We start from the raw sequence: 15380 nt of genomic DNA, 5'->3' as shown, positions 1-15380 counted from the left end.
TCTGTTGGGGTTGGTTGTTGTAAAGTCTTTTTCAGGCCTGCATAATGGTCGGCCTGATTTTGTTTTAGGTCAGTAGCTCAATTGGCAGAGCGACGGTCTCCAAAACCGTAGGTTGGGGGTTCGATTCCCTCCTGACCTGCCAGATTCACGTGGTGTGTCTGGCTTTCTTTTCACAGGATCTTCATAGATGACTCCTAAGGCTGAAGCTCAAAGCTCTCGTTTCGATCTGTTCAAGTGGCTCGCTGTAGTCGCCTTGGTGGTCGTAGGCGTTGTTGGCAATCAGTACTATTCTGCTTCGCCGATCCTGTACCGTGTCCTCGCATTGCTCGCCCTCGCTGCTGTAGCTGCCTTTGTAGGCCTGCAGACTGCCAAAGGCAAGTCTTTCGCGGTCCTGGTGAAGGAAGCTCGCACCGAAATTCGTAAAGTCGTTTGGCCGACTCGCCAAGAAACCACGCAGACCACATTGATTGTTGTGGCTGTTGTTCTGGTTATGGCGTTGCTGTTGTGGGGGCTCGATTCCCTGCTCGGCTGGCTTGTTTCCTTGATTGTTGGCTAAGGGTGTCCCGTGGCTAAGCGTTGGTACGTTGTGCATGCTTACTCGGGTTACGAGAAGCATGTTATGCGCTCTTTGCTGGAGCGCGTAAAGCTGGCAGGCATGGAAGATGGCTTCGGCGAAATTCTGGTTCCCACTGAAGAAGTGGTTGAAATGCGGAATGGCCAGAAGCGCAAGAGTGAGCGCAAGTTCTTCCCTGGCTACGTGCTGGTACAGATGGACATGAATGAAGGTACTTGGCACTTGGTCAAGGACACTCCTCGTGTCATGGGTTTCATTGGCGGTACTGCTGATAAGCCTGCTCCGATCACTGACAAGGAGGCAGAAGCAATTCTGCGTCGTGTTGCTGACGGTAGCGACAAACCCAAGCCGAAGACATTGTTCGAGCCGGGTGAGGTTGTTCGTGTTACAGATGGTCCGTTCGCTGATTTCAATGGCACCGTCGAAGAAGTTAACTACGAAAAGAGCCGGATCCAAGTGGCAGTGCTCATTTTCGGTCGCTCTACTCCGGTAGAGTTGGAGTTCAGCCAGGTCGAGAAGGTCTAGCTGAAAAAGCATCCCAACCCCGCAGCCTTAGGCTGTGGGGTTTTGTCGTCACTGGGATAAACGCGCAAGTAACCGGGGAGCCTTTTTAGGCGTTTGAACCCGTAATTGGAGTGCCTCATGGCCAAGAAGATTACCGCTTACATCAAGCTGCAAGTGAAGGCCGCTCAGGCCAACCCTAGCCCACCCGTCGGTCCAGCTCTGGGTCAGCACGGCGTGAACATCATGGAATTCTGCAAGGCCTTCAACGCCCGTACTCAGGGTCTTGAGCCAGGTCTGCCGACTCCAGTGATCATCACTGTATATAGCGACCGTAGCTTTACTTTCGAAACCAAGTCGACCCCGGCTTCGGTTTTGTTGAAGAAAGCTGCTGGTCTGACTAGCGGTTCCGCTCGTCCGAACACCGTTAAGGTTGGCACTGTAACTCGTGCTCAGCTGGAAGAAATCGCGAAAACCAAAAACGCGGATCTGACTGCAGCTGATATGGATGCAGCCGTGCGTACCATCGCCGGTTCTGCTCGTAGCATGGGCCTTAACGTGGAGGGTGTGTAATGGCTAAGCTGACCAAGCGCCAAAAGGCTATCGCCGGCAAAATCGAAGCAGGCAAGTCCTACAACTTCGTAGACGCTGCTGCTCTGCTGACCGAGCTGTCGACTGTCAAGTTCAGCGAGTCTGTTGACGTTGCTGTGAACCTGGGTGTTGACCCGCGTAAATCCGACCAGGTCGTTCGTAGCGCTACTGTGCTGCCACACGGTACTGGCAAGACTGTACGTGTTGCTGTCTTCACTCAGGGCCCGGCGGCTGAAGCTGCTCTGGCTGCCGGCGCTGATCGCGTTGGTATGGACGACCTGGCTGCCGAAATGAAAGGCGGCGACCTGAACTATGACGTCGTTATTGCTTCCCCGGATGCAATGCGCGTTGTAGGTCAGTTGGGTCAGATCCTGGGTCCACGTGGCCTGATGCCTAACCCTAAAGTCGGCACCGTAACGCCAGACGTAGCTACCGCGGTTAAAAACGCCAAGGCTGGTCAGGTTCGTTATCGCACCGACAAAAACGGCATCATTCACACCTCCGTTGGCAAGGTCGGCTTCGACGCCGTCAAGCTGAAGGAAAACGTTGAAGCCCTGATCGCTGATCTGAAGCGTATCAAGCCAGCTTCCTCGAAAGGCATCTACGTCAAGCGCGTTACCCTGAGCACCACTATGGGCCCAGGTCTGGTCATCGACCAAGGCTCGCTGGACGTATAAGACACAAATTGGCGCAAGCGATTGCGCCAATTGAAAGATTGGGGTCCCTGCCTGGCGGGGGCTATCCAAGACCGTAGGCGACGCAAGTCTTAAACCAACAAGCCTACGCAGATGGTGCTCCCGGTTCCTTACCGAATCAGACACCAAAACGACATCCGGCCTCGGCCAGATGAAACGGTAACAAGCAGGAGTTAAACCCGTGGCAATTAATCTCGAAGACAAGAAGGCCATCGTCGCTGAAGTCAACGAGGCTGCCAAAGCTGCTCTGTCCGCTGTCGTGGCTGATGCCCGTGGTGTGACAGTAGGCGCTATGACCGGACTCCGTAAAGAGGCTCGTGAAGCTGGCGTATACGTACGTGTTGTACGTAACACCCTGCTCAAGCGCGCTGTTGCGGACACTGAATACAGTGTTCTCAACGACGTGTTCACTGGCCCGACTCTGATCGCGTTCTCCAAGGACCATCCAGGCGCTGCTGCCCGTTTGTTCAAAGAGTTCGCCAAGAGTCAGGATAAGTTCGAGATCAAGGCAGCTGCGTTCGAGGGCAAGTTCCTCGCAGCTAACCAAATCGACGTACTGGCAACACTGCCGACCCGCGACGAAGCCATTTCGCAGCTGATGAGCGTGATTCAAGGCGCTACCAGCAAGCTGGCTCGTACTCTGGCTGCAGTTCGCGAGCAAAAAGAAGCTGCCGCAGCCTAAAGCTGAGCAACTTCTCTCGCGTATTTTTGTTTATTTCGATGGCCGCGTAGGCCGTCCCCCAATTCAGGAAATACAGCAATGTCTATCTCCCAAGACGATATCCTCAACGCCGTAGCTGAAATGTCGGTTCTGCAGGTTGTTGAGCTGATCAAAGCTTTCGAAGAAAAATTCGGCGTTTCCGCTGCCGCTGCTTCCGCTGGCCCAGCTGCTGCTGCTGCCGTTGTTGAAGAGCAAACCGAATTCAACGTCATGCTGACCGAAGCTGGCGAGAAGAAAGTAAACGTGATCAAGGCAGTACGTGAACTGACCGGTCTGGGCCTGAAAGAAGCCAAGGCTGTAGTTGACGGCGCTCCTGCCATGGTTCTGGAAGCTGTTGCCAAAGACGCAGCTGACAAAGCCAAAGCTACTCTGGAAGAAGCAGGCGCTAAAGTCGAGCTGAAGTAAGCATCGACCTTGCGTCTCCAGCCCAAGCGTTAAGCTGAAGGCTGATGGCTGGTGGCTCTTGCCACCGGCCTTTTTCCGTTCTTGGCTGTCGACTCGGTCGCCGCCATTAACGCGCTGTAGCCACCCGAAGCGGTGGTGCAAACCATGGGGTTTGCAAGATTTTCTGGCTGCTCCCGTCGGAGGGGCCAAACAAGCAGGTGACCAAGCTGGGGAACGCTGATGGCTTACTCATATACTGAGAAAAAACGTATCCGCAAGGACTTTAGCAAGTTGCCGGACGTCATGGATGTCCCGTACCTTCTGGCTATCCAGCTGGATTCGTATCGTGAATTCTTGCAGGCGGGAGCGACCAAAGATCAGTTCCGCGACGTGGGCCTGCATGCGGCCTTCAAATCCGTTTTCCCGATCATCAGCTACTCCGGCAATGCTGCGCTGGAGTACGTCGGTTATCGCCTGGGCGAACCGGCATTTGATGTCAAAGAATGCGTGTTGCGTGGCGTTACGTACGCCGTACCGTTGCGGGTAAAAGTCCGTCTGATCATTTTCGACAAAGAATCGTCGAACAAAGCGATCAAGGACATCAAAGAGCAAGAAGTCTACATGGGCGAAATCCCATTGATGACTGAAAACGGTACCTTCGTTATCAACGGTACCGAGCGTGTAATCGTTTCCCAGCTGCACCGTTCCCCGGGCGTGTTCTTCGACCACGACCGCGGCAAGACGCACAGCTCCGGCAAACTCCTGTACTCCGCGCGGATCATTCCGTACCGCGGTTCGTGGTTGGACTTCGAGTTCGACCCGAAAGACTGCGTATTCGTGCGTATCGACCGTCGTCGCAAGCTGCCGGCCTCGGTACTGCTGCGCGCGCTCGGCTATACCACTGAGCAAGTGCTGGACGCGTTCTATACCACCAACGTATTCAGCCTGAAGGATGAAACCCTCAAGCTGGAGCTGATCGCTTCGCGTCTGCGTGGTGAAATTGCCGTCCTGGACATCCAGGATGAGAAGGGCAAGGTCATCGTTGAGGCTGGCCGTCGTATCACTGCGCGCCACATCAACCAGATCGAAAAGGCCGGTATCAAAGAGCTGGAAGTGCCTCTGGACTACGTTCTGGGTCGCACGACCGCCAAGGTCATCGTTCACCCGGCTACAGGCGAAATCCTGGCTGAGTGCAATACCGAGCTGAACACCGAGATCCTGGCGAAAATCGCCAAGGCCCAGGTTGTTCGCATCGAGACCCTGTACACCAACGATATCGACTGCGGTCCGTTCATCTCCGACACTCTGAAGATCGACTCCACCAGCAACCAATTGGAAGCGCTGGTCGAGATCTATCGCATGATGCGTCCTGGCGAGCCACCAACCAAAGACGCTGCCGAAACCCTGTTCAACAACCTGTTCTTCAGCCCTGAGCGCTATGACCTGTCTGCGGTCGGCCGGATGAAGTTCAACCGTCGTATCGGTCGTACCGAGATCGAAGGTTCGGGCGTGCTGTGCAAGGAAGACATCGTCGCGGTACTGAAGACGCTGGTCGACATCCGTAACGGCAAAGGCATCGTCGATGACATCGACCACCTGGGTAACCGTCGTGTTCGCTGCGTAGGCGAAATGGCCGAGAACCAGTTCCGCGTTGGCCTGGTGCGTGTTGAGCGCGCGGTCAAAGAGCGTCTGTCGATGGCTGAAAGCGAAGGCCTGATGCCGCAAGACCTGATCAACGCCAAGCCAGTGGCCGCGGCAGTGAAAGAGTTCTTCGGTTCCAGCCAGCTTTCCCAGTTCATGGACCAGAACAACCCGCTGTCCGAGATCACCCTCAAGCGCCGTGTATCCGCACTGGGCCCGGGCGGTCTGACCCGTGAGCGTGCTGGCTTCGAAGTTCGTGACGTACACCCGACGCACTACGGTCGTGTTTGCCCGATCGAAACGCCGGAAGGTCCGAACATCGGTCTGATCAACTCCCTGGCCGCTTATGCGCGTACCAACCAGTATGGCTTCCTCGAGAGCCCGTACCGTGTGGTGAAAGACGCTCTGGTCACCGACGAGATCGTGTTCCTGTCCGCCATCGAAGAAGCTGATCACGTGATCGCTCAGGCTTCGGCCACGATGAACGACAAGAAAGTCCTGATCGACGAGCTGGTAGCTGTTCGTCACTTGAACGAGTTCACCGTCAAGGCGCCGGAAGACGTCACCTTGATGGACGTTTCTCCGAAGCAGGTAGTTTCGGTTGCTGCGTCGCTGATCCCGTTCCTGGAGCACGATGACGCCAACCGTGCGTTGATGGGTTCCAACATGCAGCGTCAAGCTGTACCGACCCTGCGTGCTGACAAGCCGCTGGTAGGTACCGGCATGGAGCGGAACGTAGCCCGTGACTCCGGCGTTTGCGTCGTGGCTCGTCGTGGCGGCGTTATCGACTCCGTTGATGCCAGCCGTATCGTGGTTCGTGTTGCCGATGACGAAGTTGAAACTGGCGAAGCCGGTGTCGACATCTACAACCTGACCAAATACACCCGCTCGAACCAGAACACCTGCATCAACCAGCGTCCGCTGGTGAGCAAGGGTGATCGCGTTCAGCGTAGCGACATCATGGCCGATGGCCCGTCCACCGACATGGGTGAACTGGCTCTGGGTCAGAACATGCGCATCGCGTTCATGGCATGGAACGGCTTCAACTTCGAAGACTCCATCTGCCTGTCCGAGCGTGTGGTTCAAGAAGACCGCTTCACCACGATCCACATTCAGGAACTGACCTGTGTGGCACGTGACACCAAGCTTGGTCCTGAGGAAATCACTGCAGACATCCCGAACGTGGGTGAAGCTGCACTGAACAAGCTGGACGAAGCCGGTATCGTTTACGTAGGTGCTGAAGTTGGCGCAGGCGACATCCTGGTGGGTAAGGTCACTCCGAAAGGCGAGACCCAACTGACTCCGGAAGAGAAGCTGCTGCGTGCCATCTTCGGTGAAAAAGCCAGCGACGTTAAAGACACCTCCCTGCGTGTACCTACCGGTACCAAGGGTACTGTCATCGACGTACAAGTCTTCACCCGTGACGGCGTTGAGCGTGATGCTCGTGCACTGTCCATCGAGAAGACCCAGCTCGACGAGATCCGCAAGGATCTGAACGAAGAGTTCCGTATCGTTGAAGGCGCGACCTTCGAACGCCTGCGCTCCGCTCTGGTAGGCCACAAGGCCGAAGGCGGCGCAGGTCTGAAGAAAGGTCAGGACATCACCGACGAAGTTCTCGACGGTCTTGAGCACGGCCAGTGGTTCAAACTGCGCATGGCTGAAGACGCTCTGAACGAGCAGCTCGAGAAGGCCCAGGCCTACATCGTTGATCGCCGCCGTCTGCTGGACGACAAGTTCGAAGACAAGAAGCGCAAACTGCAGCAGGGCGATGACCTGGCTCCAGGCGTGCTGAAAATCGTCAAGGTTTACCTGGCAATCCGTCGCCGCATCCAGCCGGGCGACAAGATGGCCGGTCGTCACGGTAACAAAGGTGTGGTCTCCGTGATCATGCCGGTTGAAGACATGCCGCACGATGCCAATGGCACCCCGGTCGACGTCGTCCTCAACCCGTTGGGCGTACCTTCGCGTATGAACGTTGGTCAGATCCTTGAAACCCACCTGGGCCTCGCGGCCAAAGGTCTGGGCGAGAAGATCAACCGTATGATCGAAGAGCAGCGCAAGGTCGCAGACCTGCGCAAGTTCCTGCACGAGATCTACAACGAGATCGGCGGTCGCAACGAAGAGCTGGATACCTTCTCCGACCAGGAAATCCTGGATCTGGCGAAGAACCTGCGCGGCGGCGTTCCAATGGCTACCCCGGTGTTCGACGGTGCCAAGGAAAGCGAAATCAAGGCCATGCTGAAACTGGCAGACCTGCCGGAAAGCGGCCAGATGCAGCTGTTCGACGGTCGTACCGGCAACAAGTTCGAGCGCCCGGTTACTGTTGGCTACATGTACATGCTGAAGCTGAACCACTTGGTAGACGACAAGATGCACGCTCGTTCTACTGGTTCGTACAGCCTGGTTACCCAGCAGCCGCTGGGTGGTAAGGCTCAGTTCGGTGGTCAGCGTTTCGGGGAGATGGAGGTCTGGGCACTGGAAGCATACGGTGCTGCATACACTCTGCAAGAAATGCTCACAGTGAAGTCGGACGATGTGAACGGTCGTACCAAGATGTACAAAAACATCGTGGACGGCGATCACCGTATGGAGCCGGGCATGCCCGAGTCCTTCAACGTGTTGATCAAAGAAATTCGTTCCCTCGGCATCGATATCGATCTGGAAACCGAATAACACGTGACGCGAATCGAGAGCGTGGCCGTTTGGTCCGCTCTCTGCTCCGCCAGGAGGAAAGGCCTTGAAAGACCTACTGAATTTGCTGAAAAACCAGGGTCAAGTCGAAGAGTTCGACGCCATCCGTATTGGATTGGCATCGCCTGAGATGATCCGTTCGTGGTCGTTCGGTGAAGTTAAAAAGCCGGAAACCATCAACTACCGTACGTTCAAACCTGAGCGTGACGGCCTGTTCTGCGCCAAGATCTTTGGCCCGGTAAAGGATTACGAGTGCCTGTGCGGTAAGTACAAGCGCTTGAAGCACCGTGGTGTGATCTGCGAGAAGTGCGGCGTTGAAGTCGCACTGGCCAAGGTTCGTCGTGAGCGTATGGCGCACATCGAACTGGCTTCGCCAGTCGCCCACATCTGGTTCCTGAAATCCCTGCCGTCCCGTATCGGCTTGCTGATGGACATGACTCTGCGTGATATCGAACGCGTTCTCTACTTCGAGAGCTATGTCGTTATCGATCCAGGCATGACCACCCTTGAAAAAGGTCAGCTGCTGAACGACGAGCAGTACTTCGAAGCGCTGGAAGAATTCGGTGACGATTTCGATGCCCGCATGGGTGCCGAAGCTGTCCGCGAACTGCTGCACGCTATCGACCTGGAACACGAGATTGGCCGCCTGCGTGAAGAAATTCCGCAAACCAACTCCGAAACCAAGATCAAGAAACTGTCCAAGCGTCTGAAGTTGATGGAAGCCTTCCAGGGTTCCGGCAACTTGCCAGAGTGGATGGTGCTGACCGTTCTGCCGGTTCTGCCGCCAGACCTGCGTCCGCTGGTACCGTTGGACGGTGGTCGTTTCGCGACGTCCGACCTCAACGACCTGTATCGCCGCGTGATCAACCGTAACAACCGCTTGAAGCGCCTGCTTGACCTGTCCGCTCCGGACATCATCGTGCGCAACGAAAAGCGTATGTTGCAGGAAGCTGTCGATGCCTTGCTCGACAACGGTCGTCGTGGCCGCGCTATCACCGGTTCCAACAAGCGTCCTCTGAAATCCCTGGCTGACATGATCAAGGGTAAGCAAGGTCGTTTCCGTCAGAACTTGCTCGGTAAGCGTGTTGACTACTCCGGTCGTTCGGTAATTACCGTAGGCCCGACCCTGCGTCTGCACCAGTGCGGTCTGCCCAAGAAGATGGCACTCGAGCTGTTCAAGCCATTCATCTTCGGCAAGCTGGAAATGCGCGGTCTCGCGACCACCATCAAAGCGGCCAAGAAAATGGTCGAGCGCGAACTGCCAGAGGTTTGGGACGTTCTCGCCGAGGTGATCCGCGAACACCCGGTTCTCCTCAACCGTGCACCGACCCTTCACCGTCTGGGTATCCAGGCGTTTGAACCAGTACTGATCGAAGGTAAGGCTATTCAGCTGCACCCTCTGGTCTGTGCCGCGTACAACGCCGACTTCGACGGCGACCAAATGGCCGTGCACGTACCGCTGACACTGGAAGCCCAGTTGGAAGCGCGCGCGTTGATGATGTCGACCAACAACATTCTGTCGCCAGCCAACGGTGAGCCAATCATCGTTCCGTCGCAGGACGTTGTATTGGGTCTGTACTACATGACCCGTGAAGCGATCAATGCCAAGGGCGAAGGTCGTGTGTTCGCTGACCTGCAGGAAGTTGACCGTGTGTTCCGTGCCGGCGAAGCCGCACTGCACGCCAAGGTCAAAGTGCGGATCAACGAAACCGTCAATGATCGTGACGGCGGCAGCGTGAGCAACACCCGTATCGTCGACACCACTGTCGGCCGCGCGCTGTTGTACCAGGTTGTGCCAAAAGGTCTGTCGTACGATGTCGTCAACCTGCCGATGAAGAAGAAGGCGATCTCCAAGCTGATCAACCAGTGCTACCGCGTGGTTGGTTTGAAAGAGACCGTTATCTTCGCTGACCAGTTGATGTACACAGGTTTCGCTTACTCCACTATCTCCGGCGTTTCCATCGGTGTTAACGACTTCGTTATCCCGGATGAAAAAGCTCGCATCATCAGTGCCGCCACTGACGAAGTGAAAGAGATCGAGAGCCAGTACGCCTCCGGCCTGGTAACCCAGGGCGAGAAGTACAACAAGGTGATCGACCTTTGGTCCAAGGCGAACGACGAAGTTTCCAAGGCGATGATGGCCAACCTCTCGAAAGAGAAAGTCATCGACCGTCACGGCGACGAAGTTGACCAGGAATCCTTCAACTCGATGTACATGATGGCCGACTCGGGCGCACGGGGTTCTGCTGCGCAGATCCGTCAGCTCGCCGGTATGCGTGGCCTGATGGCCAAGCCGGATGGCTCCATCATCGAAACGCCGATCACTGCGAACTTCCGTGAAGGTTTGAGCGTACTTCAGTACTTCATCTCCACTCACGGTGCTCGTAAGGGTCTTGCGGATACCGCGTTGAAAACCGCTAACTCCGGTTACCTGACTCGCCGTCTGGTAGACGTTGCACAAGATCTGGTTGTAACCGAGATCGATTGCGGCACCGAGCACGGCCTGCTGATGACTCCGCACATTGAAGGCGGTGACGTTGTAGAGCCGCTGGGTGAGCGCGTATTGGGTCGTGTGATAGCCCGTGACGTGTTCAAGCCAGGTACCGAGGAAGTTATCGTTCCTGCTGGCACCCTGGTTGACGAAAAGTGGGTCGAGTTCATCGAACTCAACAGCATCGACGAAGTGATCGTTCGCTCGCCGATCAGCTGCGAAACCCGCTATGGCATTTGCGCCAAGTGCTACGGCCGTGACTTGGCTCGTGGTCACCAGGTAAACATCGGTGAAGCGGTCGGCGTTATCGCTGCCCAGTCCATCGGTGAGCCGGGTACCCAGCTGACCATGCGTACGTTCCACATCGGTGGTGCGGCAAGCCGGACCTCCGCAGCCGACAGTGTTCAGGTGAAGAATGGCGGTACCGTCCGCCTGCACAACCTCAAGCACGTTGAGCGAGTGGATGGCCACCTGGTTGCTGTGTCCCGTTCCGGTGAGCTGGCAATCGCTGATGACTACGGTCGTGAGCGCGAGCGTTACAAGCTGCCGTACGGTGCTGTGATTTCGGTTAAAGAAGGTGACAAGGTCGACGCTGGCGCAATCGTGGCCAAGTGGGATCCGCACACTCACCCAATCGTTACCGAAATGAAAGGTACCGTGACCTACGTGGGCATGGAAGAAGGCATCACGATCAAGCGTCAGACTGACGAATTGACCGGTATGACCAACATTGAAGTACTCGACGCCAAAGATCGTCCAGCTGCCGGTAAAGACATCCGTCCTGCCGTGAAGATGGTTGATGACAACGGCAAGGATCTGTTGCTGCCAGGCACTGACGTAATCGCTCAGTACTTCCTGCCAGCCAACGCCCTGGTCGGTGTAGCGGATGGTGCGAAGATCGCGATCGGTGATGTTATCGCGCGTATCCCGCAAGAAACTTCGAAGACCCGTGACATCACCGGTGGTCTGCCGCGTGTTGCCGACTTGTTCGAAGCTCGTCGTCCGAAAGAAGCGTCGATTCTGGCTGAAGTCAGCGGCACCATCGCGTTCGGTAAAGAAACCAAAGGCAAGCGCCGTCTGGTCATTACTCCGAACGACGGTAGCGATCCGTATGAAGAGCTGATTCCGAAGTGGCGTCACCTGAACGTGTTCGAAGGCGAACAGGTAAACCGCGGCGAAGTTATCTCCGACGGCCCGAGCGATCCACACGACATCCTGCGTCTGCTGGGTGTGAGTGCGCTGGCCAAGTACATCGTTAACGAGATCCAGGACGTTTACCGTCTGCAAGGCGTGAAGATCAACGACAAGCACATCGAGACCATCCTGCGTCAGATGCTGCGTAAAGTTGAAATCGCTGAATCCGGCGATTCCAGTTTCATCAAGGGCGACCAGATGGAACTGACTCACGTACTGGTAGAAAACGAGCGCCTGGCGAACGAAGAGAAATTCGTTTCCAAGTTCACTCGCGTGCTGCTGGGTATCACCAAGGCGTCGTTGTCCACTGAGTCGTTCATCTCGGCGGCCTCCTTCCAGGAGACCACTCGCGTACTGACCGAAGCAGCGGTAACTGGCAAGCGCGATTACCTGCGCGGCCTGAAAGAAAACGTGGTCGTGGGTCGTCTGATCCCGGCGGGTACCGGTTTGGCTTACCACAGCGAGCGTAAGCGTCGCCGTGATGCTGACAAGCCGCTGCGCGTGAGCGCCAGTGAAGTGGAAGCTGCACTGACCGAAGCACTGAACTCAAGCGGTAACTGAGTTCTGCGATAGATGAGTCTGGGCCCTGACACTCCCGTTCGTCGGATCGAGGCATTTTTGCCCCGGTTCGGCGCGAGGGGAGGTCGGGGCCTTGCCTTGACTGGGGACAAGATCCTCTTTAGACTCTTGTACCCCTAAATTTGGCGGGAATTCGTTCCTGCCATTTTGCTTTTCTTGCAAGACAATAGCGTCGCAAGACAACAGTGGAGCTAGTAGATGGCAACTATCAACCAGCTGGTACGTCAGCCGCGTAAGCGTATCGTCGAGAAATCCGACGTACCTGCGCTGCAGAACTGCCCGCAACGTCGTGGCGTATGCACCCGTGTGTATACCACCACGCCGAAAAAACCTAACTCGGCACTGCGTAAAGTATGCCGTGTGCGTCTGACCAACGGTTTCGAGGTTTCCTCGTACATCGGCGGTGAAGGCCACAACCTGCAAGAGCACAGCGTGGTACTGATCCGCGGCGGTCGTGTAAAAGACTTGCCAGGTGTTCGTTATCACACCGTACGCGGCTCCTTGGATACTTCCGGCGTTAAAGGTCGTAACCAGGGTCGTTCGAAGTACGGTACCAAGAAGCCTAAGTAGTAGCGGCTTTTTGTAAACCTGAATCATCTTATTTTCTGAGTCGATAAGAGTAAGGTCGGAGGCGTCCCGAAAGGGCACCGATTCCGAGCGAACCTGAAGACCGTTTGAGGGCTTATCCATGCCAAGAAGACGCGTAGCAGCCAAGCGCGAAGTGCTTGACGATCCAAAATACGGAAGCCAAATTCTGGCCAAGTTCATGAACCACGTGATGGAAAGCGGCAAAAAAGCCGTTGCCGAGCGTATCGTTTATGGCGCGCTGGAAAAGGTTAAAGAACGCAAGAACAGCGACCCCCTGGAAATCTTCGAGAAAGCTCTCGACGCCATCGCTCCGCTGGTCGAAGTGAAGTCGCGCCGTGTAGGCGGTGCTACTTACCAGGTTCCGGTTGAAGTTCGCCCGTCCCGTCGTAACGCTCTGGCAATGCGCTGGTTGGTAGACTTCGCCCGTAAGCGCGGCGAGAAGTCTATGGCTCTGCGTTTGGCCGGCGAACTGTTGGACGCTGCTGAAGGTAAAGGTGCTGCTGTTAAGAAGCGTGAAGACGTGCACCGTATGGCTGAAGCTAACAAAGCTTTCTCGCACTACCGCTTCTAATTTTAGCTTCACTAATTTTGCGAGGGCTTTATGGCTCGTACTACTCCGATTAGCCGCTACCGTAACATCGGTATCGTCGCTCACGTGGATGCTGGTAAAACCACCACCACCGAGCGCGTACTGTTTTACACCGGCAAAAGTCACAAAATGGGCGAGGTGCATGACGGCGCCGCGACCACAGACTGGATGGTTCAGGAGCAGGAGCGTGGTATTACCATTACTTCTGCTGCTATTACCGCCTTCTGGAAAGGTTCCGAGAAGCAGTACAAAGACGAGCATCGCTTCAACGTAATCGATACCCCGGGCCACGTAGACTTCACTATTGAAGTTGAGCGTTCCCTGCGTGTACTCGACGGCGCTGTCGTTGTGTTCTGCGGCACCTCGGGTGTTGAGCCTCAGTCGGAAACCGTATGGCGTCAAGCCAACAAGTACGGCGTTCCACGTCTTGTTTATGTAAACAAGATGGACCGTGCTGGCGCCAACTTCCTGCGCGTGATCGGTCAGATCAAGCAGCGTCTGGGTCACACTCCGGTGCCTATCCAGTTGGCTATCGGTTCCGAAGACAACTTCCAGGGTCAGATCGATCTGATCAACATGGAAGCTGTTTACTGGAATGATTCCGACAAAGGTATGGTTCCTGTTCGCAAGCCTATCCCTGAAGAGCTTCAGGAGCTGGCTGACGAGTGGCGCAACAACATGGTTGAGGCTGCTGCCGAAGCCAGCGAAGAACTGATGAACAAATACCTCGAAGGTGAAGAACTCACCAACGTGGAAATCAAGGCCGCTCTGCGTCAGCGTACTATCGCTGGTGAGATCGTCTTGGCTGTTTGCGGTTCTTCCTTCAAGAACAAGGGTGTTCCCCTGGTTCTCGATGCCGTTATCGACTACCTGCCTGCTCCAACCGACATTCCTGCTATCAAGGGTACCAACCCTGATAACGAGGAAGAAGAGATGGAGCGTCATGCTGACGACAACGAGCCGTTCTCGGCTCTGGCGTTCAAGATCGCTACAGACCCATTCGTGGGTACTTTGACCTTCGTTCGCGTTTACTCGGGCGTGTTGGCCTCCGGCGACGGCGTGATCAACTCGGTTAAAGGCAAGAAAGAGCGCGTGGGCCGTATGGTGCAAATGCACGCAAACGCTCGCGAAGAGATCAAGGAAGTACGCGCTGGTGACATCGCGGCCCTGATCGGCATGAAGGACGTCACCACTGGTGAGACTTTGTGCGACGCTGCCAAGCCAATCATCCTGGTTCGCATGGACTTCCCGGAGCCGGTTATCTCGGTTGCCGTAGAGCCTAAGACCAAGGATGACCAGGAAAAAATGGGTATCGCTCTGGGCAAGCTTGCTCAGGAAGATCCATCTTTCCGCGTCAAGACTGATGAAGAGACTGGTCAAACGATCATCTCTGGCATGGGCGAGCTGCACCTGGACATCCTGGTTGACCGGATGCGCCGTGAGTTCAACGTCGAAGCCAACATCGGTAAGCCTCAGGTTTCCTATCGTGAGCGCATCACGAAGAACTGTGAAATCGAAGGCAAGTTCGTTCGTCAATCCGGCGGTCGTGGTCAGTTCGGTCACTGCTGGATCCGTTTTGCTCCTGCTGACGAAGGTCAGGAAGGTCTGCAATTCGTGAACGAAGTAGTAGGTGGTGTGGTTCCTAAGGAATACATCCCTGCTATCCAGAAGGGTATCGAAGAGCAGATGAAGAACGGTGTTGTTGCCGGCTATCCGCTGATCGGCCTGAAAGCAACCGTTTTTGACGGTTCTTACCACGACGTCGACTCCAACGAGATGGCGTTTAAGGTGGCTGCTTCCATGGCAACCAAGCAACTGGCCCAGAAGGGCGGTGGTGAGTTGCTTGAGCCAATCATGGCGGTAGAAGTTGTTACACCTGAAGACTATATGGGTGATGTCATGGGCGACCTTAACCGTCGTCGCGGCATGATCTTGGGTATGGAAGACACGGTTTCCGGCAAAGTGATTCGCGCCGAGGTTCCGTTGGGTGAGATGTTCGGTTATGCGACCGACGTTCGCTCCATGTCCCAGGGTCGCGCAAGCTACTCTATGGAATTCAAAAAATACAACACAGCTCCGGCGCACATCGCTGAAACTGTATCCAAAAAACAAGGCTGATTCAGTCCTTTAGGCAAGGAGTT

At 55.6% G+C, this 15380-nt stretch carries 11 protein-coding genes and 1 tRNA gene; all 12 read left to right on the top strand.

Going from position 1 to position 15380, the window contains the following annotated elements:
* Positions 1-66: 66 nt before the first annotated feature.
* The 12 genes from PSEBG33_RS02895 (at position 67) to fusA (ending at position 15357) form a co-directional block, all read left to right on the top strand.
* Positions 67-142 (top strand) — tRNA-Trp (locus PSEBG33_RS02895).
* 45 nt (positions 143-187) lie between these two features.
* Positions 188-556 (top strand): preprotein translocase subunit SecE, encoded by a 369-nt coding sequence (secE, locus tag PSEBG33_RS02900; RefSeq protein WP_005791990.1) that lies wholly within the window; start codon positions 188-190, stop codon positions 554-556.
* Between the two features lie 9 nt (positions 557-565).
* Entirely contained in the window at positions 566-1099 is a 534-nt protein-coding gene (nusG, locus tag PSEBG33_RS02905; RefSeq protein ID WP_003176436.1) for a transcription termination/antitermination protein NusG, read from the top strand.
* Between the two features lie 117 nt (positions 1100-1216).
* Positions 1217-1648 (top strand): 50S ribosomal protein L11, encoded by a 432-nt coding sequence (gene rplK, locus PSEBG33_RS02910; RefSeq protein WP_003176435.1) that lies wholly within the window; start codon positions 1217-1219, stop codon positions 1646-1648.
* Positions 1648-2343: a 50S ribosomal protein L1 gene (gene rplA / locus PSEBG33_RS02915; protein WP_003176434.1), complete on the top strand. Its 696-nt coding sequence runs from the start codon at positions 1648-1650 to the stop codon at positions 2341-2343. Before rplK ends, rplA begins: the two co-directional genes overlap by 1 nt.
* A gap of 199 nt (positions 2344-2542) precedes the next feature.
* Positions 2543-3043 carry a 50S ribosomal protein L10 gene (gene rplJ / locus PSEBG33_RS02920; protein WP_003232405.1) on the top strand — a complete coding sequence of 167 codons (501 nt, stop codon included), beginning with the start codon at positions 2543-2545 and terminating at the stop codon, positions 3041-3043.
* A 78-nt stretch (positions 3044-3121) separates the two neighbouring features.
* Positions 3122-3487 (top strand): 50S ribosomal protein L7/L12, encoded by a 366-nt coding sequence (gene rplL, locus PSEBG33_RS02925; RefSeq protein WP_005791984.1) that lies wholly within the window; start codon positions 3122-3124, stop codon positions 3485-3487.
* A 219-nt stretch (positions 3488-3706) separates the two neighbouring features.
* The gene (gene rpoB, locus PSEBG33_RS02930) at positions 3707-7780 is read left to right on the top strand and encodes a DNA-directed RNA polymerase subunit beta (protein WP_005791983.1); all 4074 of its coding nucleotides are present in this window, start codon (positions 3707-3709) and stop codon (positions 7778-7780) included.
* Positions 7781-7844: 64 nt separating this feature from the next.
* Positions 7845-12044, top strand: coding sequence for a DNA-directed RNA polymerase subunit beta' (rpoC, locus tag PSEBG33_RS02935; protein ID WP_005791982.1), 4200 nt, complete (start codon positions 7845-7847; stop codon positions 12042-12044).
* Positions 12045-12260: 216 nt separating this feature from the next.
* Positions 12261-12632 carry a 30S ribosomal protein S12 gene (gene rpsL / locus PSEBG33_RS02940; RefSeq protein WP_002555494.1) on the top strand — a complete coding sequence of 124 codons (372 nt, stop codon included), beginning with the start codon at positions 12261-12263 and terminating at the stop codon, positions 12630-12632.
* Positions 12633-12750: 118 nt separating this feature from the next.
* Positions 12751-13221 (top strand): 30S ribosomal protein S7, encoded by a 471-nt coding sequence (rpsG, locus tag PSEBG33_RS02945; protein WP_002555493.1) that lies wholly within the window; start codon positions 12751-12753, stop codon positions 13219-13221.
* Positions 13222-13251: 30 nt separating this feature from the next.
* Positions 13252-15357, top strand: a complete 2106-nt coding sequence (gene fusA, locus PSEBG33_RS02950) for an elongation factor G (RefSeq protein WP_005791981.1) — start codon at positions 13252-13254, stop codon at positions 15355-15357.
* Positions 15358-15380: the final 23 nt, after the last annotated feature.

It is taken from the genome of Pseudomonas synxantha BG33R (assembly GCF_000263715.2).
Classification (GTDB): Bacteria; Pseudomonadota; Gammaproteobacteria; order Pseudomonadales; family Pseudomonadaceae; genus Aquipseudomonas; species Aquipseudomonas synxantha_A.
The sequence above is the reverse complement of the archived record's forward strand: the minus strand, read 5'-3'. Positions and strand labels throughout refer to the sequence as shown.